This is a genomic window from Vibrio floridensis (assembly GCF_021852965.1).
Lineage (GTDB): Bacteria > Pseudomonadota > Gammaproteobacteria > Enterobacterales > Vibrionaceae > Vibrio > Vibrio floridensis.
On record NZ_JAKGCY010000004.1, the window covers coordinates 46,472 to 67,410 of the forward strand.

The 20,939-nt window shown below is 45.9% G+C and carries 20 protein-coding genes; 12 read left to right on the top strand and 8 right to left on the bottom strand.

Going from position 1 to position 20,939, the window contains the following annotated elements; all coding sequences use genetic code 11:
• Window positions 1–82: 82 nt before the first annotated feature.
• The 3 genes from LZU85_RS08475 to LZU85_RS08485 all read right to left on the bottom strand — a co-directional run bounded on the left by LZU85_RS08475 (window position 83) and on the right by LZU85_RS08485 (window position 2,211).
• The gene (locus LZU85_RS08475) at window positions 83–892 is read right to left on the bottom strand and encodes a helix-turn-helix domain-containing protein (RefSeq protein ID WP_237286884.1); all 810 of its coding nucleotides are present in this window, start codon (window positions 890–892) and stop codon (window positions 83–85) included.
• Between the two features lie 198 nt (window positions 893–1,090).
• Window positions 1,091–1,639, bottom strand: coding sequence for a GNAT family N-acetyltransferase (locus LZU85_RS08480; RefSeq protein WP_217904491.1), 549 nt, complete (start codon window positions 1,637–1,639; stop codon window positions 1,091–1,093).
• Window positions 1,636–2,211 carry a DJ-1/PfpI family protein gene (locus LZU85_RS08485; RefSeq protein WP_237286885.1) on the bottom strand — a complete coding sequence of 192 codons (576 nt, stop codon included), beginning with the start codon at window positions 2,209–2,211 and terminating at the stop codon, window positions 1,636–1,638. The genes LZU85_RS08480 and LZU85_RS08485 overlap by 4 nt, the downstream gene beginning before the upstream one ends.
• A gap of 214 nt (window positions 2,212–2,425) precedes the next feature.
• Between LZU85_RS08485 and LZU85_RS08490 the strand changes: the two genes are divergently transcribed.
• Window positions 2,426–3,256, top strand: coding sequence for an HDOD domain-containing protein (locus LZU85_RS08490; protein WP_176297365.1), 831 nt, complete (start codon window positions 2,426–2,428; stop codon window positions 3,254–3,256).
• Between the two features lie 78 nt (window positions 3,257–3,334).
• On the opposite strand, the gene LZU85_RS08495 is transcribed toward LZU85_RS08490, so the two are convergent.
• On the bottom strand, window positions 3,335–3,811 hold the full coding sequence (locus tag LZU85_RS08495; RefSeq protein WP_176297364.1) for an HAD family hydrolase: 477 nt from the start codon (window positions 3,809–3,811) through the stop codon (window positions 3,335–3,337).
• A gap of 213 nt (window positions 3,812–4,024) precedes the next feature.
• On the opposite strand from LZU85_RS08495, the gene speA reads away from it, so the two are divergent.
• From speA to LZU85_RS08525, 6 genes are all read left to right on the top strand, one after another.
• Window positions 4,025–5,935, top strand: coding sequence for an arginine decarboxylase (gene speA / locus LZU85_RS08500; RefSeq protein WP_176297363.1), 1,911 nt, complete (start codon window positions 4,025–4,027; stop codon window positions 5,933–5,935).
• Complete coding sequence (gene speB, locus LZU85_RS08505; protein WP_176297362.1) at window positions 5,936–6,871, top strand: agmatinase; 936 nt, start codon at window positions 5,936–5,938, stop codon at window positions 6,869–6,871. It abuts the gene before it with no gap.
• A 365-nt stretch (window positions 6,872–7,236) separates the two neighbouring features.
• Window positions 7,237–8,442, top strand: a complete 1,206-nt coding sequence (emrD, locus tag LZU85_RS08510) for a multidrug efflux MFS transporter EmrD (RefSeq protein WP_237286886.1) — start codon at window positions 7,237–7,239, stop codon at window positions 8,440–8,442.
• A 173-nt stretch (window positions 8,443–8,615) separates the two neighbouring features.
• Entirely contained in the window at window positions 8,616–8,858 is a 243-nt protein-coding gene (locus tag LZU85_RS08515) for a hypothetical protein (protein WP_013571554.1), read from the top strand.
• A gap of 147 nt (window positions 8,859–9,005) precedes the next feature.
• On the top strand, window positions 9,006–10,037 hold the full coding sequence (locus LZU85_RS08520) for a sensor histidine kinase (protein WP_237286887.1): 1,032 nt from the start codon (window positions 9,006–9,008) through the stop codon (window positions 10,035–10,037).
• A gap of 2 nt (window positions 10,038–10,039) precedes the next feature.
• Window positions 10,040–10,744 carry a LytR/AlgR family response regulator transcription factor gene (locus LZU85_RS08525; protein ID WP_237286888.1) on the top strand — a complete coding sequence of 235 codons (705 nt, stop codon included), beginning with the start codon at window positions 10,040–10,042 and terminating at the stop codon, window positions 10,742–10,744.
• Window positions 10,745–10,766: 22 nt separating this feature from the next.
• On the opposite strand, the gene LZU85_RS08530 is transcribed toward LZU85_RS08525, so the two are convergent.
• Window positions 10,767–11,228 carry an OsmC family protein gene (locus LZU85_RS08530; RefSeq protein ID WP_237286889.1) on the bottom strand — a complete coding sequence of 154 codons (462 nt, stop codon included), beginning with the start codon at window positions 11,226–11,228 and terminating at the stop codon, window positions 10,767–10,769.
• A gap of 169 nt (window positions 11,229–11,397) precedes the next feature.
• Here LZU85_RS08530 and LZU85_RS08535 point away from each other — a divergent pair, with 169 nt between their 5' ends.
• Window positions 11,398–11,850 (top strand): hypothetical protein, encoded by a 453-nt coding sequence (locus LZU85_RS08535; RefSeq protein ID WP_131069764.1) that lies wholly within the window; start codon window positions 11,398–11,400, stop codon window positions 11,848–11,850.
• A 36-nt stretch (window positions 11,851–11,886) separates the two neighbouring features.
• Here LZU85_RS08535 and LZU85_RS08540 read toward each other — a convergent pair whose 3' ends face one another.
• Window positions 11,887–12,372: an outer membrane beta-barrel protein gene (locus LZU85_RS08540; protein ID WP_131069763.1), complete on the bottom strand. Its 486-nt coding sequence runs from the start codon at window positions 12,370–12,372 to the stop codon at window positions 11,887–11,889.
• Window positions 12,373–12,492: 120 nt separating this feature from the next.
• A complete protein-coding gene (gene hrpA, locus LZU85_RS08545) occupies window positions 12,493–16,425 on the bottom strand; it encodes an ATP-dependent RNA helicase HrpA (protein WP_237286890.1) in 3,933 nt (1,310 codons plus the stop codon).
• 181 nt (window positions 16,426–16,606) lie between these two features.
• Between hrpA and LZU85_RS08550 the strand changes: the two genes are divergently transcribed.
• Window positions 16,607–17,194: an FMN-dependent NADH-azoreductase gene (locus LZU85_RS08550; RefSeq protein WP_176297355.1), complete on the top strand. Its 588-nt coding sequence runs from the start codon at window positions 16,607–16,609 to the stop codon at window positions 17,192–17,194.
• A gap of 143 nt (window positions 17,195–17,337) precedes the next feature.
• Here the strand turns inward: LZU85_RS08550 and LZU85_RS08555 are convergent, their stop codons facing one another.
• Window positions 17,338–17,925, bottom strand: coding sequence for a TfoX/Sxy family DNA transformation protein (locus LZU85_RS08555; RefSeq protein WP_176297354.1), 588 nt, complete (start codon window positions 17,923–17,925; stop codon window positions 17,338–17,340).
• A gap of 359 nt (window positions 17,926–18,284) precedes the next feature.
• On the opposite strand from LZU85_RS08555, the gene LZU85_RS08560 reads away from it, so the two are divergent.
• The 3 genes from LZU85_RS08560 to LZU85_RS08570 all read left to right on the top strand — a co-directional run bounded on the left by LZU85_RS08560 (window position 18,285) and on the right by LZU85_RS08570 (window position 20,856).
• The gene (locus tag LZU85_RS08560; protein ID WP_176297353.1) at window positions 18,285–19,205 is read left to right on the top strand and encodes an HDOD domain-containing protein; all 921 of its coding nucleotides are present in this window, start codon (window positions 18,285–18,287) and stop codon (window positions 19,203–19,205) included.
• 158 nt (window positions 19,206–19,363) lie between these two features.
• Window positions 19,364–20,269: a LysO family transporter gene (locus tag LZU85_RS08565; protein ID WP_176297352.1), complete on the top strand. Its 906-nt coding sequence runs from the start codon at window positions 19,364–19,366 to the stop codon at window positions 20,267–20,269.
• Between the two features lie 74 nt (window positions 20,270–20,343).
• The gene (locus tag LZU85_RS08570) at window positions 20,344–20,856 is read left to right on the top strand and encodes a hypothetical protein (protein ID WP_176297351.1); all 513 of its coding nucleotides are present in this window, start codon (window positions 20,344–20,346) and stop codon (window positions 20,854–20,856) included.
• Window positions 20,857–20,939: the final 83 nt, after the last annotated feature.

The window sequence follows — 20,939 nt, forward strand, 5'->3', positions numbered from 1 at the left end:
ATCAATACAAAGACGCAATAAAAAGCCGACGCAAAATAAGGCTATTTTGCATCGGCCAAGAAAGCGTATTTTTAGTGAGTAACTAGAGGGCCAAGCTAGGTTTATCCCCTGCTTGTTCGATGCGATCTTTGATCTGTTCTAGCACGTCTTGCGGTAGTGAACCGATGCCGTCTGAAAACATCAAAGAGCCATGAGGACTGCTGATCAACATGACATTTTTGAAATCTGTCACCGAGAAGTTGCCATCCGCCATATTCTCGCTGTGGTAGCGTAGCACTTCTGTCGCCACTATTTTGCCCACCGCTTTTAATTGGTCATCGGTCAGATTCATTCGCGATAAACCAACCTTGACACAATCTGGAAACGCAGTGGTCTGCTCAATCAGTATTTGGGTGTATTTTTTGTTGAGCTTGGATTCTTCGGCAAAACTGTAGTACATCGGCCCGACTAAGCTAAAGCCATACTTCTCGTCTAACTTGATGAGTCCCAGCAGTTCTAAAGCATGAAAATAAGAACGCGTGGTCGCTTCATCTAGACCGTGTTTTTCCTTCATCCAGTTGAAGCCATTTTTATCACGTAAGTGTCTTAACTCTCTATAAAAGTCATAGATTTCGGGATACTCAAAAAACACATCATCTTGGGTTTGACTAAAATAGTTTTGATCGTTTTCTTTTAACTGATTTGCCAGTTTTTGTAACTCTTCTAAAGAAGTATCTGTCTCACGGCAATATTCCAGCAGTTTATCCAGCGAAATGTTCGAGCTGTAAAGGTGTCTTTTAAACGTAGAAAGAGGTATTCCTAACCTGTCAGACAACTCTCGATATGTCAGCCCCTTGCTTTTGATCGCCTGTCTTAAAGCAGCCAACAGATACTCGGGAGTGGTATCTTGCATTTCTTCTTTCCCTATTGTCAGTATTTCTGGGCTACATTTGTAACCAGTTCAAAATCTTTCGCAACTGTTTATATTAATTTAGTAATAAATAATGTGCTCAATAACCTATTTTTACCTTCATTCACAAGCGGCCTCTTTGTTGCCTTACCGATTCAATCGTTCCCAATCTCATCAAATTTCATCTAATCACGCGAGCAATTATCTCACTTTAAACTGGTGTTCATACCGATAACAGTCGACCGACTGGCCATGCAAAATGACATAGTTTGCGATGAGGTTCATTTGCCTAAAACCACACTTTTCCAGCACTCTTTGCGATGCAATGTTGTCTGAAGCAACAACCGCCAACACACGTCTAAAGCCGAGCCGTTGCAATACAGACATCGCTTTGCTGACCATTTGCGTAGCAATGCCTTTGCCCGCCACATTCTCCGCAAATCGATAACCTAGTGTCGCAACGCCACGGTTGAACTTGATATCGTGAAAGTTGACCCGTCCCACGATCGCACCCTCATCCGATTCAACAATCATCGGCAACATTCGCTTATGTCCATACTCTGACAAACAGTAGTCAATGTGTTTTCGTATCCCCTTCTCGGAAAATATCGACGGTTCTCTCGGTGTAATAAATCGCTCAAACCAATAGCGATTTTCGTATTCAAAGGCCAACAATGGCGCATCATCGCTGCCGTGAAGCATTCTCAAATGCAAACGCGCTTCATCCACACTCGTCACGTATTGTCTCATTCTTGATTCCACTGATACTCCATTTGCTTGGCTGTCTGACGAGCCAAATCCTCGCCTTTCAACTTGGCGACCAAATAGAGGCTCATATCTATACCAGCAGAAATGCCACCACTGGTGGTGTATTTTCCGCTATCTACCCAACGTCGTTGCGACAAAACAGTCAGCTTGGGGTAACGTTGTTTTAAATCTTCGATGTCTTCCCAATGCGTCGTGACTTCCAAGCCATCCAGTAAGCCGGTTTCCGCTAACAGAAAGCTTCCGGTACACACGGAGGCGACTAAATTCGCCCGCATTGCTGTTGTACCTATCCAGTTGATAACATTGAGCTTCTTGATTTCATCACGATGAACACCCCCTACAACCAAAAGCAAATCTAAGTGAGGGTGATTGTCAATGGAATAATGAGGCTGAACAGAGAAGCCACCTCGCCCTTTTACCGGCTTACCTGTTTCGCCAATCAATGCGACTTGCCAATGGTGTTCACCAAAACGGTTGGCGGTTGAAAACACTTCAAACGGCCCTGCAAAATCGAGAACCTCCGCCTCATCATAAATATAAATTCCAATGTTCATCCTTGCCTCACTGATTATTCATTGTTTGACTTCCAAGGGATTTAAGCGCTTTTCTAAGCGCGCTTAACGCTGCAGATTCACTGCTCTGATTACCTTGCCCATACAGGTATCAAAGGCCACCATCGGAATTATCTACTTTTTTGTAAACATCAAATGACCTGACCTATATTCAAATGACTAACGCTCATTACGCTGAGCACTGAGGAGACAGAACATGAGTCAGGCTGCATTAATAACTCGATTAAATGAATTACCACGTATTCAAAGTCTTCTGCAAGAATTACTGGAGATGGTTAACCAAGAAGACGTTAACTTTGGTGCGCTCGCCAAAAAGATATCGATGGATCAAGTGCTCAGCGCACGGCTATTGCGAATGGCCAACTCTGCCCACTTTGGCGGAAAAAAAACGATTGCGACAATCAACGATGCGCTTATTCGTGTTGGTACTGGACCGGTACGAACGTTAGTCGTGGCATCAGTCCTCTCCAGCGCGTTTCCAAAGGTGAGCACGTTAGACATGGAGCAATATTGGACCGACACGTTTGAAGTCTCTGTTATCTCGTCCAAATTGGCGGCCGAAGCTGGTATGGATGTGAATGAGACCTTCACCACTGGCGTATTGCATAATATTGGCGAATTGATGATTCACACGCTGGTCCCCGAACAAGCTTTAGTCATTAATCAAAGAGTGGCCAAGGGGGCCGACCCCATTACCGTCCAAGAGGAGTTGCTGAATGTCTCTTCTCCCACACTTGGCGCAAAACTTGCGCGCAGTTGGAACTTCCCAGAAGAGATGGCGGATGCCATTGAACATTTCCATGAGCCGAGAGAAGCCGATGTTTCACCCAAACTGGCCAGCATTATCCACTTTGCGCGAGCCATCAACAGCAGTTGGGACGATTTCAAAGACTCAAATGAAAAGGCTCATTTTCTCGCTAACCATCCCGATTCAAGACTGCTGTGCATTTCGGCGACATTTGTTGACCAAATTGACAGAATCCGAGGAAACGGTCGCGACCTCGCTATGCAGATGGTCGCCGCTTAAGAGAAACGGCGTCACCATCCTCCAGTAAGTGGTGTTTCAGCCCACTTACTGGAATCATTCACCGACTCAAGCAAAGCGCTACAGCAAAATCGCACAAAGTTGATGCAAGTGTTGAATCGTCACTATACCTGAAGGGTGCGGCCCCACTTCCTCCTGCAGCCAAACAGCGGTTAACCCAGCTTTTTTCGCTGGTAGAATGTCTTTTTGCAAGCTATCACCGATCATGCAAAGCTGATTGGGTTTTAGCCCAAGGGAGGCTGAAATGGCGAGATAAAAATCACTTGAACCTTTCGCAAAAGGAATGTTTTCTCGATTAAAATATCCTTTGATAAAAACATCGATTTCGCCTCGCTGAAACGTTGCATGAATATCTTCAATTGTTGAATCAGCCGCTCCGGTTGCGATGTAGATATCGTAGCGCTCACTCAGTGCCTCTAGCACCTCTTTAGCTCCGTTAATCAATTGAATTTGTTCCCAATACCTCATCTTTCCAGTTTGGCTGGCATCGTCTTTCATTAAGGTATTTCCCCAATCAAACAAGATCGCTTTATGCATTGTTCCTCCATGAAAATTCGCTACCATTTTTACCTATATCTCAATAAGCAGCTATTGTCGTAATAATAGATTTTATTCATTAGACTCAAGTGGTAAATTGTCCGTTAATTCGCGCAACACGCGTTGCGTGCCAGGCCATGAGAGGGACTTTCCACTCATGTTTTGTTCTTAATATCCGTAGCAGTATTGCGGATAGACTCTGTGAGATTAGATGTGGAACAAACATCCAAATTAGACCGCGTTCGCGCCGACTACAACGTTCACTACTGGAGCCAAGGCTTCTATGGCATTGATGACCAAGGTGAGATGTACGTTTCACCACGTAGTGACAACGCCCACCAAGTGCAGTTAAGCCAAATCGTTAAACAATTAGAAGAGCGTCAGCTCAATCTACCTGTTTTGGTTCGATTTCCGCAAATTCTGCATCAACGTGTGCATTCGATCTGTGACGCGTTTAACCAGGCAATTGATGAATATCAATACCCAAATAAATACCTGCTTGTTTACCCAATCAAAGTAAACCAGCAGCGTGAAGTGGTAGACGAGATTCTTGCCAGCCAGGCACAACTTGAAACCAAACAGCTAGGCCTAGAAGCAGGCAGTAAACCTGAACTTCTAGCGGTACTGGCGATGGCACAGCACGCAAGCTCTGTTATTGTTTGTAACGGCTATAAAGACCGTGAGTACATCCGTTTAGCATTGATCGGTGAAAAACTTGGCCACAAGGTGTTCATCGTTCTAGAGAAAATGTCGGAACTTGATCTCGTGCTACGTGAAGCGAAAAGCTTAGGCGTATCACCACGTCTTGGTATCCGTATTCGCCTAGCTTCACAAGGTGCCGGTAAATGGCAAGCCAGTGGTGGCGAGAAGTCGAAATTTGGCCTCTCAGCATCACAAGTGCTGAATGTGATCAGCCGCTTGAAGCAAGAAAACCAATTAGACACGCTGCAGCTCGTTCACTTCCACCTTGGCTCACAAATGGCCAACATTCGCGATGTGCGTAATGGCGTGAATGAATCAGCGCGTTTCTATTGTGAGTTGCGCACGTTGGGTGCCAACATCGCGTACTTCGACGTAGGTGGCGGTTTGGCGATTGACTACGATGGTACTCGCAGCCAATCTTCCAACTCGATGAACTATGGGTTGGTGGAGTACGCGCGCAATATCGTCAATACCGTGGGTGACGTGTGTAAAGATTACAAGCAACCAATGCCAGTGATCATTTCTGAGTCTGGTCGTTCACTAACAGCGCATCACGCTGTGTTGATTTCAAACGTGATTGGAACTGAAGCTTACAAACCAGAAACCGTCACCGAGCCAGAAGAAGATTTCCCTCTTCTACTGAACAACATGTGGCGCAGCTGGTTGAACTTACACAACGGTACCGATGACCGAGCGTTGATTGAGATTTACAACGACACGCAAAGTGACTTGGCGGAAGTACACTCACAGTTTGCCACTGGGGTACTAACCCTTGAGCATCGCGCGTGGGCAGAACAAACATCGCTGCGTATCTACTATGAATTGAACCGCTTGATGAGCACGAAAAACCGCTTCCATCGCCCAATTCTTGATGAGCTGACAGAGCGTTTGGCCGATAAGTTTTTCGTCAATTTCTCTCTGTTCCAATCATTACCAGACGCTTGGGGTATTGAACAGGTATTCCCTGTTCTGCCACTTTCTGGCTTACAAAACGCGGCGGATCGTCGTGCAGTGATGCTCGACATCACCTGTGACTCTGATGGTGCGATTGACGCTTATGTAGATGGACAAGGTATTGAAAGTACCCTTCCAGTACCCGCTTGGAATGCAGATGAACCATATTTAATGGGTTTCTTCCTAGTGGGTGCGTATCAAGAAATCTTGGGTGATATGCACAACCTGTTTGGCGACACACACAGTGCGGTTGTCAATGTCGGTGACCAAGGTGAGATCAATATCGATTTCATCAATGAAGGCGATACCGTGGAAGATATGATGCGCTACGTACATATCGACGTCGATCAAATCCGCAAAAACTATCAGTCGCTCGTATCACAACGAGTAGACGAAAACGAACAACAACAAATCCTGGCAGAGCTTGAGCAAGGCTTGTCTGGTTACACCTATTTAGAGGACTTCTAAATGAATGATTTGTTTACTAAAACTGATTATTCGCTTTACTCCAACTCAATGAGTTTTGTGCGTCGCCCGTATGTCAAAGATCCTGTTGCGGCTGATGCAGACCTCGTTGTGTTTGGCGCACCGCTAGACATGGCAACCTCTGGTCGTCCTGGTGCTCGCATGGGCCCAGATGCGATCCGTCGTGCATCGGTGAATCTTGCATGGGAAGGTAAGAAATTCCCATGGGATTTCAACCTATTTAAAAAGGTGAAGGTGATTGACGGTGGCGATCTTGTCTTCGATTGTGGTGATGCAGAAGACTTCACTTACCGTATGGAAGCAGCCACCTCTGCGATTCTAAAAAGCGGCAAAACAATGCTTGGCCTAGGTGGTGATCACTTCATCACGCTGCCTATTCTGCGCGCTTATGCAAAACACTACGGTGAAATGGCATTGATCCACTTCGATGCGCACACCGACACGTACGCAAACGGCAGCAGCTATGACCACGGCACCATGTTCTACCATGCGCCCAAAGAAGGGTTGATCTCTCCTAAGCATTCGGTACAAGTGGGTATTCGTACTGAGTACAAGCAACAAGGTCATGGCTTTAACGTTATCAATGCGATGCAAGCAAACGACATGAGCGTGGATGAGATCCTTGCGGATATCCGTCGCATCGTGGCAGACAAGCCAGTGTATGTGACGTTTGATATCGACTGTCTGGATCCTGCTTTTGCCCCTGGCACCGGTACGCCTGTGTGCGGTGGCTTGAACTCGGACAAGATTTTGAAAATCATCCGTGGCTTGAAAGACGTTAACATCGTTGGTATGGATGTGGTGGAAGTCTCTCCTCCGTACGATCAAAGCGATTTGACCGCACTGGCTGGCGCAACCATCGCGTTGGAACTGATGTACGCTTGGGCGGCGAATAAAGAGTTTGATTCAGAGTTCTAAGCAAACACTCTAACGCAAAATAACGAAATCCGATAAACCCTGTTTATCGGATTTTTTTATGCTTACTTTCCATGTTCCCCACTAACAACCCTAAGGCTATTCTACCTGCTCCTCACCCCGTCTCTTTGTTATCTCAAACCAAGGAATCACTAATGAACGGGTCGTTAAATAAAAAATAATCATTAATTTTTCTAATGCAAATGATAGATTTTTATCTTGCTTAAGATCACATTTTCAGATTGATCACAATGCCATCAACGACTAATATCTCGCGCCGTCAATCCCTATAAAACTCATTATTTGGCAGTCCTTACCGATCTGTCATGGTCTTTTTCGTTTTTAATTTAGCCGGAGAATTTGCGCAGATGTCCGCGTCATTTCCATTAGCCAAGCTTACCTTTTTGATCGCTATTTTGACCGCTGTGGGTCAAATGACTCAAACCATGTACGTGCCATCAATCGGTCACATGGCCAGTGAGTTTTTGGTATCGCCTGCTGCACTGCAGGCTGTCATGGCGTGCTATTTGATCCCTTACGGATTGTCGCAATTTGTCTATGGTCCACTGTCGGATCGCCTTGGCCGTAAGCCGATCATCATCGCCGGTCTGCTGGTTTACATTGCCGGCACTATGCTGTCACTGTTTGCACACGAGTACACTTGGTTCCTTGTCGGTAGCTTCGTTCAAGGCTTGGGGATCGGTTGTGGTGGTGCGATGTCTCGTACCCTGACTCGTGACTGTTTTGAAGGCGCAGAATTACATCGTGCCAACAGTTTGATCAGCATGTGCGTGATCTTTTCACCGCTGATGGCTCCTGTATTGGGTGGCGTGCTGACGGAAACCTTTGGCTGGCGTTCAAGCTATTTGTTTTTGGCACTATTTGCTATTGCGGTCATTATTACCATGATGACCAGCATGATGGAGACGTTGCCAAAAGAAAAACGTAAACACGAGCCTGTTGCTCGCAGCTACCACTACGTTTTATCCAACAAACGTTTCCAAGGTTACTTACTTTGCTTAGTTGCAACCTTTGCTGGTGTGGCGGTTTTTGAGGCAGCGGCGGGCGTGCTATTAGGCGGTGTGTTAGGGCTACCTGCGACTATCGTCAGCATTTTATTTGTATTGCCGATCCCGGGCTATCTGATTGGTGCGGGCTTATCTAGCTACATTGCTCAGCGTCGCTCAGAAAAGCGTGCTCTGAACGTTGGCTTAGTTGCAATACTGATCGGCGCAGCCGTGGTGCTGATTCCAGGTCTGTTTGGTCAAACAACGGCACTGACGTTGATCGGTGGTGCGACGATTTACTTCCTTGGCGCAGGCATTTTGTTCCCAGCGGCGACCACGGGAGCACTGGCTCCTTTCCCTTATCACGCGGGAACTGGTGGCGCTATTTTGGGCGGTATGCAAAATCTAGGAGCCGGTATCGCGACATTAATCGCCTCCTTGTTCCCAGCCCAAGATCAACTGCCTCTTGGCTGCCTCATGCTCGCAATGTCCATCCTTGCGATGTTAGGACTGCGTTTGGTTTATCGTAAACCTGATTCTTCCAATGAAATGCCGCTGGCAATCTGATCTTTCTAAGAGGCGATTTCATCGCCTCTTTTCTTATCTCCCCTATGCTCGTCATTAAGCATGGTTCTCTTTTGCCGTTTACTCAGTTTTTTTACCGCTCGTCCCTTTTCTTCGCAACCTAAATACCGCTGCTGCTATGTTGTCACCACAAACCCATTTTGTGAGGTCAACACATGAAGAACAAAACCGTTTGGTTTCCGAAAAGACGCTATGGCTGGGGTTGGGGTGTTCCGACGACTTGGCAAGGTTGGATGGTATTGGGAAGCTATTGTGTCGCGCTCTACATCACTTCATCCTACTTTCATCCGCAAAGTGAGCCCTTTACTTGGGCATTGTGCATAGTGATTCAAACAGCCCTACTGATTGCTTTTTGTTATTGGAAAGGTGAAAGACCGAGTTGGTCTTGGGGAGAGTAACCCCATCAGCTATGTAGCCTTCACCAAGAATTATTGATGCATAACATAGATTTACACATGTAACGTTGCTTGCATCATCAAAGTTTATAAAATCACCCTCACGACTCAAATGGGGGAAGTGAGTGGTGGCGAAAAAGGAGTTCTGCCATGTCGTTAACCAATAACCAAAAATTTTGGTTTATCCAACTCAGTATTTGGGGTGGCTTTAGTTTAATTAACATCATTACAAGAAGTGCTCTGCTTGGCTTTCAACCTTTTGAGTTGGCGAATGCCCTCGCCCTGCTGCTTGCTTTGCTGGTTGCCTCTGGATGGATGCGTTCTTTTTACCAAAACAAAAACGAGACCAAGATCGGCAGCTCGTTTTTTTACGCGCTATCTGGTTCGGTAGCTGCGTCTATTATGGCTAACATCGTCATTGCACTCATCCTTTATCCGGCGCAAATGCTTCTGTTTGAGCAAATATTACCGCAGAGTCATCTGCAAATTTTGGCGGTATGGCCAACGCTTTTTCTCTTTACATTTTGTTGGTCAATGACCTATTTGCTGATCAAACGTCATCGCACGCTAAAGCAAATACAGCTTGAGAAAGCAGAGCTTGATACTCAGTTACACCATGCTCAAATGGAGTTGATGCTCAATCAATTAAACCCTCACTTTGTTTTCAATGCCATTAACAACATACGTGCTTTGATCCTTGAAAACCCAAACAAAGCACGAGACAGCCTCACTTCGCTTTCTGAAGTACTACGTTCTTTATTGGCCGTGGAGGCAGAGTCTGAATGGACACTTGATGAAGAACTTTCACTCTGCCATGGTTTTATCAATCTTTGTAAATTGCAGTATGAACAACGCCTGCAAGTTGAAGAAAACATTCGAGGAGACACTCAATCTTGGATTGTGCCGAGAATGCTTCTTCAGTTGATCATCGAGAACGCCATTAAACACGGTATTGCTCAGCACCCTTCTGGCGGAAACATCCAAATCCACATCGAAGCTCAAACGGATAGCTTACTAATAGAAGTAACCAACCCTGGTGTACTAAATGATTTACGAGGTGGTGTTGGATTGAGAAATATTCGAACTCGCCTGGCACTGCTCTATCCAAGTCGGCACGTTATCCAGCTTAAACAAGTCGATTCTATGGTAGTCGCTACCATTCGTATCACGAACAAGGAATAAACATGTATCGCGTACTCATCGTCGAAGATTCTCGCCTAGCTCGCCTTGAGTTGCGAACTCAGCTTGTGGAAGTGATGCCAATTAGTGTTATGTATGAAGCCAGTTGTCTGAACGAAGCAAGAGTGATCTTGAGTGAACAAGAGATAGATGTGTTGTTTCTGGATATCGATTTACCCGATGGCAACGGTTTTGAATTGCTTTACGAGTTAACGTCGACACCCCATGTTGTCTTTACCACCGCATACAACCAGTATGCGGTCGATGCTTTTGAAAGAGATGCTGTTGACTACTTACTCAAGCCTTTTTCTGTTGAGAGATTAAAGAAAGCGTGTGCTCGCCTTCCTCAATGTGTTAATAACAAAGAAACCATCTTAAGTATCGAGCAAAAAATTTTTGTCAAAGATGGCACTCGTTGTTGGTTCGTCCCATTGGCCAATATTGAAAAATTTTCAGCACAAGGTAACTACACTCAAGTCCACTTTAGACAAAATCGCCCCATGCTATCCAAAACACTGGCAAACATTGAATTACGCTTACCCGAAGAGGCTTTCTTTAGAGCAAACCGCAGCGAAATTGTGCAGCTTTCCCACATCATCGCGACCGAGCTCTGCAGCTCCGGTGCCTTAGTCTTAACGTTACATAGTGGGGATAAAGTGGAAGTTTCTCGACGCCAACTGAGTAAGTTCCGTCAACTCTTTTCACTGTAGCCACGAAACTCAATTGTGATCACTAAAACTCTGTCACTACTTCACTTTTCACTGAATTGGCAATAAAGCAATGCTGATGCGCTAAATGATGCAGTTTTTCCAACGCTTGCCGATCAGGCTGCTTGTCACCGGAAAAACGAATTTGAGGCCGCAAAGTGACTTTGGCTACCCACGTTTTACCCTGCTCATTTTCTTGCATGAATCCCACCGCATCGTCAACGTACTCATCAATCACGTAGCGCTGTTTTGCGGCAATACCAAGGAACGTTAGCATGTGGCAACTTGAAAGAGCAGCAACAAACGCTTCTTCAGGATCGACATTTTCTGCCACAGAAAGCGGCAGTGGCACCACATGTGGCGATGCCGACGCAGGTACCTGCACACCACCATCGAATTCCCACATGTGACCTCGGCTGTATTGATTGTCTGAGAACACTTCGCTTCCCTGACGCTGCCACACGATTTTTGCTTTGTACTCTGCCATCTTCCCTCCACAGCTTGTATTGCTTTTTAATCCAATTTGAGTGAGACCCTACTCTAGGGCAACGTACAGTTGCAACTTTTCTTTTTGTCCACCATGCCTATTCGATGCTCAAATCTGCGTTACAATAAGCCCATCCAATCCGAGTTTACTATTAAGCCACATCGCACTTATGTACGACACCGATATAGAACTGCAGCACATCTTGTTAGAAGTGAAAGCGGAACGTTGGCACGCCATCGAACGCTTCCTTTTCCCTTATTATTGCTATCAGCACCAGTTGCTCACGCGTCAAGGCAAGCCAGATTGGCACTTAGCAAGAGAAAAGTTGCCTCGTTCGGTTTCAGTTGTCACCACTAAGCAATGTGTTATTGAGCCACTCGTGCCTGAGCAGAGCATCGTCGGTTTGCTGAAAGCCCACTGGAAAGACCATGAGCAGATCTCTTTGCTATCGCTGAAGTCGCTGTTTGAGCAATGGCTGCACTACACTGTGATCACCAAAGATGAACACGCGATTCTGAAAAAAGCGGGGTTAGAAAACGCCATGCCAAAGGAGTGGTATCAGGATGAACAACCCTTGGTGGAAGCACGTTTTGAGAAAGTGGGGATAAAAATAAACCGCTAACAAGGTAGCGGTTTATAGGAACAATTTCGCGTCAGCTTATAGGAAGTGTAGTGTCGCGTTCAGTGAGAAAGTACCCACATCGTCTTTGTCCATGGTGTAGTTCATGTAGCTTGCGCCGACAGAAAGTGGACCAAAGATAAAGTATTCAGCGCCCACACCAAACATCACATCAACACCGTCATCGTTTGCAGAAGAAAGACCCGTTACTTCTTTGTCCCATGAGTGCAAACCACCTTTTGCCCAAATGTGCAGTGGACCAAAATCGATGCTTGGTTTTAGCGCTGCATAAAAAGAGCTTAGTTTTGTATCACGATTGTTAATCTCAAATGTACCGTGTTGAGTGATACCACCTTCAATACCGATGATAGGTAGAATACCTGTACCTACATGCAGTGAGTAAGACGTGTCGCTTTCGCCTTTGTAGTCAGACTGACCTACACTCGCACCGCCGTAAATCCATGAATCTGCCATCGCAGTTGATGACGCGCCGATAAGCGCTAGTGCTAAAAGAGTCTTTTTCATTGTTAACCTTCTCTTGTTTACTAGTCAGTCATTCAGGTGGCATGGTTTTGCCACCTGACCGACATATCAATATCCGTTATTATAGCGTCTGCAATTTATATGCCTACCGCAAACAACGAATTAGCAAGCTTCTATAGCGTTTTTTACCCGTTTATCGGAGACCGGATAAGGTGTTCCGAGCTGCTGAGCAAAGAAACTGACTCGCAGCTCCTCGATCATCCAGCGAATCTCTTTCACATTTTCCGGTACCGCTAATCCTTTCGGAATCTTGTTCAATAGTTCTTTGTAGTCTTTGACTACCGACTCAATCTTCAACATATGTAAGCGATCTTTGTTCGGGTCGATAGGCAGTTTTTCCATTCGACGTTCAATCGCTTTCATGTAACGCAAGATGTCTGGCAGTCGTTTCCAACCACATTCCGTGGCAAAGCCTTTGAAGATCAGACCTTCGATTTGCGCTTTGATGTCCGACAGGGCAAATGCCATGGTGAAATCAATCTTGCCTTTGAGCTTTTTGTTGATGTTGAAGGCCGTGGTCAAAATCGTTTCCACTTGCTTGGCGATATCCACCACCGTGTCGCCCAATTCTGCGCGCACGTGTTCCTTCAACGCTTCAAATTTTTCTGGCTCCCAAACTAAGCCACCCTGCTCTTCAATCAGCTTGTCAACGCCACAAGCAATGCAGTCGTCGATCAAATCAAGCACTTTGCCATAGGGGTTAAAGTATAGGCCCAGCTTCGATTTGTTCGGCAAGTTCGCATGCAGATACTTAATCGGCGATGGCACATTCAACAAGATCAAACGGCGTTGACCGGCTTGCATCGCACTGATTTGCTCTTGCTCGGTTTCGTAGAGCTTGATTTCTACGCTGTCTTTGTTGTCAACCAGCGCAGGGAACGCCTTAACCTGATAACCGCCACGTTTCTGCTGATATACCTGTGGCAACTCACCAAAGCTCCATGTGTGTAAGCCTTGTTGCTCGATGTCGTCATCCGCTACTTTCGATAAGGTTTCTTGCACCTTCTCTTTTAAGCTTTCTTTTAACTCATGAAGATCTTTGTGTTCTTTCAGTTTACGATTTCTTTCATCAACCGCACGGAAAGTGACTTTCAGATGGTCAGGAACTTGATCCAGTTTCCAATCTTCACGCAGCACCGTCGCCCCGGTCATACGGCGTAGCTCTTTCTCTAAAGCATCGAGCAACGGCATTTCCATTGCAGTAACGCGAGATAGGAATGCATCGGCATAATTTGGTGCAGGCACAAAGTTTTTGCGCAGCGTCTTCGGTAGCGACTTAATCAAGCTCACCACCAATTCATGACGCAAGCCCGGGATTTGCCAATCGAAGCCCGCCGGATCGATTTGGTTCAAAATCGGCAATGGAATGTGCACCGTGACGCCGTCGCTGTCGTCACCCGGCTCAAACTGGTAGCTCAACTTGAGTTTCAAGCCATTCTGATGCCAGAAATTCGGGTAATCCAAATCCGTCACGTGGCTTGCATCGCCTTTGAACAGCATCTCTTTTTCAAAGTTCAGCAGCTCAGGCTCTTTCTTCGATGCTTGCTTCCACCAGGTGTCGAAATGGCGTCCAGAGACCACTTCCGTACCGACGCGTTGATCGTAAAATTGGAACAGCTCTTCGTCGTCGACCAAAATATCGCGACGACGAGATTTGTGCTCCAGCTCTTCCACTTCGAGCAGTAATTTACGGTTTTGTTTGAAGAAAGCGTGTTTGGTTTCCCAATCCCCTTCCACCAGCGCACTGCGAATGAAGATCTCACGGCTCACTGACGCATCGATATTGCCATAATTCACCAAGCGCTTAGGCACAATCGGAATGCCATAGAGCATCACTTTTTCGTACGCCATCACAGCCGCTTGTTTCTTCGACCAATGGGGCTCGCTGTGGCTACGCTTAATCAAATGCTTCGCCAGTGGTTCAATCCATTCTGGTTGAATCTTGGCAATAATTCGGCCCCACAGTTTCGAGGTTTCGACCAGCTCTGCCGACATCACCCACTTTGGCTGTTTCTTAAACAGACCCGAGCCAGGGAAAATATGGAAACGGGCATTGCGTGCACCGTGATACTCATTTTTCTCCTGATCTTTCATCCCAATATGCGATAACAGGCCAGTCAAAATCGCGCTGTGCACCGCATCGTAAGAACCGGGTTCACTATTGAGCTTGAACTCCATCTCACGCATCGATTGATGGATTTGGAAGTAAACATCTTGCCACTCACGCACACGCAAGTAGTTGAGGTAATCGTCTTTGCACTGACGACGGAACTGGTTGCCCGACAACGCTTTTTGTTGCTTCTGAATGTGATTCCACACATTCACAAAGGTGAGGAAATCAGAATCTTCATGGTAGAAGCGACGATGCTTATCATCTGCCGATTGCTGTTTGTCTGAAGGTCGCTCACGCGGGTCTTGAATCGACAAGGCCGCTGCAATGATCATGACTTCTTTCAAACAACCAAATCTTGGCGCTTCCAACACCATGCGCGCTAAGCGAGGGTCAATCGGCAAACGAGCCAACTGTTTACCCACCGCGGTGAGGCGTTTTTTCGGATCTTTGGCGTTGCTGTTGATGGCGCCCAACTCTTCAAGCAAGCGTACACCATCAAGAATATTGCGTTTATCTGGCGCTTCAACAAATGGGAACGCTTCAATGTCGCCAAGGCCCAACGCGGTCATCTGCAAGATAACCGACGCTAAGTTGGTGCGCAGAATTTCAGGATCGGTAAACTCCGGACGCGAATTGAAATCGTCCTCAGAGTAGAGACGAATACAGATACCTTCTTGCACACGACCACAACGACCTTTTCGCTGGTTGGCACTGGCTTGAGAAACCGGCTCAATGGGCAGTCGCTGTACTTTGGTGCGATAGCTGTAACGGCTAATACGCGCGGTACCAGGGTCAATCACGTACTTGATGCCCGGCACGGTTAACGAGGTTTCAGCAACGTTGGTCGCTAAGACAATGCGGCGGCCAGTATGCGGCTGGAAGATTTTATTTTGCTCGCCCGCAGAAAGACGCGCGTAAAGCGGCACAATCTCAGTATCTTTGAGCTTACGTTTGGCCAGCGCATCTGCGGTATCGCGAATTTCACGCTCACCATTCATGAAGATAAGAATGTCGCCCAAGCCTTCGTCGCACAGCTCGTCAACCGCGTCAAAGATGCCTTCAAGTTGATCACGATCGTCTTCGGTTTCGCCACCTAACGGACGGTAGCGCGTTTCCACAGGATAAGTCCGTCCCGACACTTCAATGATCGGCGCGCCGCCAAAGTGGTTGGAGAATCGCTCTGGGTCAATGGTTGCCGACGTGATGATGACTTTCAGATCAGGACGACGTGGCAGCAACTCTTTCAAATAACCCAAGATAAAATCGATATTCAGGCTGCGCTCGTGCGCTTCATCGATGATGATGGTGTCATATTGATTGAGGAAACGGTCGTGTTGGATCTCGGCCAGCAAGATACCGTCTGTCATCAATTTAATTTGGGTATTTTCAGAGATTTGATCGTTAAATCGAACTTTGTAGCCGACGAAATCCCCCAGTTGCGTTCCCATCTCTTCGGCAATGCGATTGGCCACCGAGCGTGCCGCTAAGCGGCGTGGCTGAGTATGGCCAATCAAACCAAACTTACCACGGCCTAATTCGGCGCAGATTTTTGGTAGCTGAGTGGTTTTACCTGAGCCCGTTTCACCCGCCACAATCACCACTTGGTGATGAGCAATGGCGTCTGCAATGTCATCTTTCTTCTGACTAACAGGCAGGATTTCTGGGTACTCAATTTTCGGTTGATAGCGGCTCCGCTGTTCCACTTCCATCATGGATTTGGCGATGTCCAGTGCGATCTCATCAAACACCGCGTTGCGTGCCGATTCTTTATTAATTTTACTGGCACCTGCAATGCGCTTACTCAGACGAAAGCGATCTTTGATCAAACACTGACTGAGCGCCTTGCGTAATGACGCGGCGCTGTTTGCTTGAGCCTTTTGCTCAGAAGCATGGGATTCTGTATTTGGCTGTGACGAAGTCAAAGCATTTCCTATTCATTTCATGGGATAAAACTGCGCGGATTGTAGCATAGCGTTAAGCAATTGACCCTAACTTGGTTTATTCAATTTTTTTGAATGAGATGAGCAAATTTCAACACTTCATCACCTGAGCGTGATGGGTAGAATGGCTCCATAGTTTGAACACTCATTGAAGGAACTCATTATGTCTCGTTTACTGGTACTAAAATCAAGCATCCTTGGTGATTACTCTCAATCCAACAAACTGGTTGACGAGTTCATCAATAAATTCGACCAACAGAATGTTGTCGTCCGCGACCTCGCTCAGCAGCCGCTGCCAATGCTAGATTTTCAGGTAGCCACAGCACTGCGTGCCACAGAGGCTCTGACTGCAGAGCAACAAGCCATCGTTGATCTATCAGATACTCTGATTCGCGAAGTGAACGCCGCTGACATTCTTGTCATTGCAGCACCGATGTACAACTTCACTGTTCCGACACAACTAAAAAACTGGATTGACTTGATTGCACGTGCCGGCGTTACTTTTACCTACACCGAGCAAGGCCCGAAAGGCCTAATTGACGGCAAGAAAGCGGTGATTGTAACCACTCGCGGTGGGGTGCACAAAGACAGCGCAAATGACATTATCACACCATACCTAAAAACCGTGCTGGGCTTTGTCGGCATTACCGAAGTTGAGTTTGTCTATGCAGAAGCACTGAACATGGGTGCAGAGTCTGCGGAGAAAGGTTTGGCGTATGCAAGCAACCACCTAGCATCACTCACTGCATAATCAAACGACCTGAATAAACCACTGCTTGACGTGCACACGGATGGATTTGCCTTTTGCTCAACGCATGTCACTTTCATTTGCCCTCACATGGCGTGAGGGCGCTATTGCTCTGCAAAAGAAAAAGGTAAGAAGGGACACAGCAACTAACAACAAGCCGCCAACAACTGCTTACGACGAGGCTCTTGCAATAGTTTCCAATGGATACCCTCTACCGCACCGGCAAATTTCCACAGCAACTTAACGTCCACATCATTACCATAGGCTTGCTTAACTCGATTGAAGACTTCAATTGCTCCCAGCTCCATAAAGGTTTCAACATCCTCTATGCCCGCCTTCTTAACCATGCGCTCCAGCGTTAACTGCATATTAGGCAAGTCCCTCAGCCGACGACTGGCAGAAGATTTCTGAAAATTACGCTGCTTTACGGAACATTCGATAGATTGTTTTACCAAACGATCAAGCTCAACACTGTGCTTGCCGAATAAATTCGAGATTTCATAATAATTAACTGTTGCAGTAGTTTGTCTCTTAACATGACGATATTTCTCACAACCTAACTGAGTAAACTCCTCATCTAAATTGTCACCACCACGCAAGTAGTAAGCACCCTCGCTCACCAATGCAAACATAGCATCGTCAGCAAAAAGGCCAACACCACCAAACATAGATCGTTTCTGGAATTCACCAAACTTATTGATGTAGTCAAAAAAAGCTTGTTCTGTCATATCCATTGACTCCTAAATCAAAGATTACCCCGATTAGTTTTGTCACCAGATAGCAGCATTTTGTAATAAGCGAAGAAAATATATAGAAAAGTAATTATTTGTTTATTGATTATTGAAATTAGCAACCAGAATCATACTGAACAAAAAAAAATAGTTCGAGATTCGCGTCACAAAGAAAGTTTTGAGCACTCAACCATCGTGAGCTATTTCACATAAATAAACAAAACCCAACTGATGAATAATCATATCGCCACGAACGAGTCGTACAAATATTCGCCAAACAAGTCTCGACACCTGTAGCATTCTGTTGCACTTACTCACCCGTAACTAGTACACTGTACCAAAACAAATTAACTATCTAAGTTATGGAACATCTATCGTTTTTTTGGCTACCCAATAATAAAGACTTGTTAATACAAGCCTTGGAGAGTGAGTTCGCTCAACTTGTTGAACATTCACTTTCTACTGGTAAGGTAACCTTGCCACCCATACCTGAAGCGGTCTTGAAAATTCAGCAACTCTGCACTCAGGAAACCACTGGCATAAACGATATAGCGGACTGTCTTCTAGAAGACCCAAGTCTAGCGGCTATTGTTATTCGCGTTGCAAATTCCGTCATTTTTAACCGCAGAAACATTACCTGCACAGATTTAACAACCGCTGTGTCACGCTTGGGTATTCTACGAGTAAGAGACATTGTTACCGCTCAAGCAATTGAGCAGCTGAAACATTCCGTTAATCTGAGTAAAGAGTGTAACGCCGTACTAATGAACAGTGCTGCAGTCTCGCGGCAGTTAGGCGCAGTCATGGTGATGGTCGTTAATGCCTTCAAGCAAAGAGCTCCTGATAGGTATCACTATTTAGAAGCAGAAAAAGCGTTACTCGTTGGTTTGCTTGCTGATATCGGCCTTTTTTGTTTAGTGAACGAATATCATTTTTACCTCGATAAAGGTAATTATCTCGATCATCAAATTGCGTTACAAATATTCCAAACCCGTTGTTCCGCAACGAGTAGACTGGTTTTGAAAACATGGGAGTTTGACGACGATTTTATAGAAGTGTCATCGAATCAAGTGTTAAACAGCCACCGGCCAGAAGTAAGCTATCTCGATATCGCTCGCATCGCCAATCACCTCTTAATGTACAGAAACCAAGATGAACGCATAGATGAACATGAAGTTGAGTTCAATCTAGATGGTGCGGAAGTGTTGTTTGAATTAAGCAATCTATCCGAAGAAAGATTCCAAGAGATGACGCAACACGTATTGAATTCCAGTGGTTTTTAGTATGCGTTAATCCAATGATACAGAACCGGCATGAATCAATACATTTAACTCTATATCAATGCGAAAACCGCCAAAATATAGTGATTGTCCCTATGGACGGACTCTACGTCCGAAGATAATTACGCTTTATCTTCGACGACTTATTATCAGGAGCTTTCATGCTTTCAGGGATGCTATTTATCTTCGCCCCTCTTGTAGTAGGGTACTTAATTCCAATCGCTAGCACTTCAACACTCGCTCGGATTAATAAAACCACCTCTCATCTTATCTACGTGATTTTGTCACTGATGGGCTTGAGCTTAGCTGCTTTAGATAACCTAAGCGCAAATTTGCAGGTTATTTTGACCTATACTGGCACATTTTTTCTTTGCTTGGGTCTATGTAATTTAGCGGTCTTACCCTTGATTGATCGTCTTCTTCCTGTTGTAACGGACACTTCACAGAAAAAACCACCACTATCCGCGATGGCGCTGGAATCACTGAAACTGATTTTCGTCGTAGGTGGTGGATTGCTTGCTGGTTTGATCCTACCGATTGGCTTGGAGTGGGTAGACACGGCTAGTGAATGGATCCTATTCGTATTGTTGTTCTTCATCGGGATTCAACTGCGCAATAGTGGCTTAACGCTAAAGCAAATCCTACTTAATAAGCAAGGGATGGTGATTGCGCTGGTTATCATCGTTACGTCGCTAATTGGTGGTTTGATTGCAGGGGAAATACTGGATATTCCTGTCTATCAAGCACTAGCAATGGCGTCAGGATTTGGCTGGTATTCATTGGCTGGAATTTTGATGGGCGACGCATTCGGCCCAATATTTGGTGGAGCTTCTTTCATGATCGAGCTACTGCGGGAACTGCTCGCTTTGGTTGTTATTCCACTTTTGATTCGAACCCGCCCTTGCACGGCAATCGGCTACGCCGGCGCCACGGCAATGGATTTCACCCTACCCGTTATTCAAACTACGGGAGGGGTAAGATGTGTGCCCATCGCGATTGTAAGTGGTTTTATCCTGAGTCTGCTCGTGCCCGTGCTGATGCTATTCTTTGTTTCACTTGCTAGCTAGATCTCAGGATAGGCGTGTAACATCGTATAAACTACGCGTTAAAAAATAATAACCGCTTTCAAAAAGGAATCTCTATGAAACGCTTCGTTGTGGCGCTGATGCTAGCTTCGACATCTACATTCTCCTTGGCCGCCAATGAGCAATGCTTGGCCCAAAAGTACGATGCTTATATCGATGCATCATTGAACTGGTACGCAGACCTTGCCGATCTCACTTCGGCTAAATACCCTGAGTTAACCGAAGTAAGTAGTTGGTTCCTTGAAGGGCGCAAACACCACTTCGAACTGAATCGCGCTGCTGTTCACTATTACTTGCAACATGACCCAAGCCGAGTTTCGGTCGAAAAGCCGGTCGAAAGTTGGCTACAACTCGAACAAAACGACATTAAACAGCTCGCTAGCCGCAGTGATGATTTGGGTGAAATAGCTAAGCGCACTTTCAATGATCGCCAAGCAGCAAACCACGAAAAAAACTATGAACTCCGTTCTGCTTTTGCCGATTTATTGAGCCATCCTCAACAAATCGATACTGCCCTGGTGAAATACAACCAAGCCATTGCAAAAGTGGCTGAAGCCAAGTGTCACTAAGCTCTCCCTATCATTTCAGTAAACGATGATTTGTTAATTAAAACGGGACTTTGTTCCCGTTTTGGTTTAGATTGTCTGGCTCG

Bases quoted from the DNA above. Each gene is read 5' to 3' on its own strand.
- LZU85_RS08475 (WP_237286884.1), bottom strand. From the start codon at position 892: ATGCAAGATACCACTCCCGAGTATCTGTTGGCTGCTTTAAGACAGGCG.
- LZU85_RS08480 (WP_217904491.1), bottom strand. From the start codon at position 1,639: ATGAGACAATACGTGACGAGTGTGGATGAAGCGCGTTTGCATTTGAGA.
- LZU85_RS08485 (WP_237286885.1), bottom strand. From the start codon at position 2,211: ATGAACATTGGAATTTATATTTATGATGAGGCGGAGGTTCTCGATTTT.
- LZU85_RS08490 (WP_176297365.1), top strand. From the start codon at position 2,426: ATGAGTCAGGCTGCATTAATAACTCGATTAAATGAATTACCACGTATT.
- LZU85_RS08495 (WP_176297364.1), bottom strand. From the start codon at position 3,811: ATGCATAAAGCGATCTTGTTTGATTGGGGAAATACCTTAATGAAAGAC.
- speB (WP_176297362.1), top strand. From the start codon at position 5,936: ATGAATGATTTGTTTACTAAAACTGATTATTCGCTTTACTCCAACTCA.
- emrD (WP_237286886.1), top strand. From the start codon at position 7,237: ATGTCCGCGTCATTTCCATTAGCCAAGCTTACCTTTTTGATCGCTATT.
- LZU85_RS08515 (WP_013571554.1), top strand. From the start codon at position 8,616: ATGAAGAACAAAACCGTTTGGTTTCCGAAAAGACGCTATGGCTGGGGT.
- LZU85_RS08520 (WP_237286887.1), top strand. From the start codon at position 9,006: ATGTCGTTAACCAATAACCAAAAATTTTGGTTTATCCAACTCAGTATT.
- LZU85_RS08525 (WP_237286888.1), top strand. From the start codon at position 10,040: ATGTATCGCGTACTCATCGTCGAAGATTCTCGCCTAGCTCGCCTTGAG.
- LZU85_RS08530 (WP_237286889.1), bottom strand. From the start codon at position 11,228: ATGGCAGAGTACAAAGCAAAAATCGTGTGGCAGCGTCAGGGAAGCGAA.
- LZU85_RS08535 (WP_131069764.1), top strand. From the start codon at position 11,398: ATGTACGACACCGATATAGAACTGCAGCACATCTTGTTAGAAGTGAAA.
- LZU85_RS08540 (WP_131069763.1), bottom strand. From the start codon at position 12,372: ATGAAAAAGACTCTTTTAGCACTAGCGCTTATCGGCGCGTCATCAACT.
- LZU85_RS08550 (WP_176297355.1), top strand. From the start codon at position 16,607: ATGTCTCGTTTACTGGTACTAAAATCAAGCATCCTTGGTGATTACTCT.
- LZU85_RS08555 (WP_176297354.1), bottom strand. From the start codon at position 17,925: ATGGATATGACAGAACAAGCTTTTTTTGACTACATCAATAAGTTTGGT.
- LZU85_RS08560 (WP_176297353.1), top strand. From the start codon at position 18,285: ATGGAACATCTATCGTTTTTTTGGCTACCCAATAATAAAGACTTGTTA.
- LZU85_RS08565 (WP_176297352.1), top strand. From the start codon at position 19,364: ATGCTTTCAGGGATGCTATTTATCTTCGCCCCTCTTGTAGTAGGGTAC.
- LZU85_RS08570 (WP_176297351.1), top strand. From the start codon at position 20,344: ATGAAACGCTTCGTTGTGGCGCTGATGCTAGCTTCGACATCTACATTC.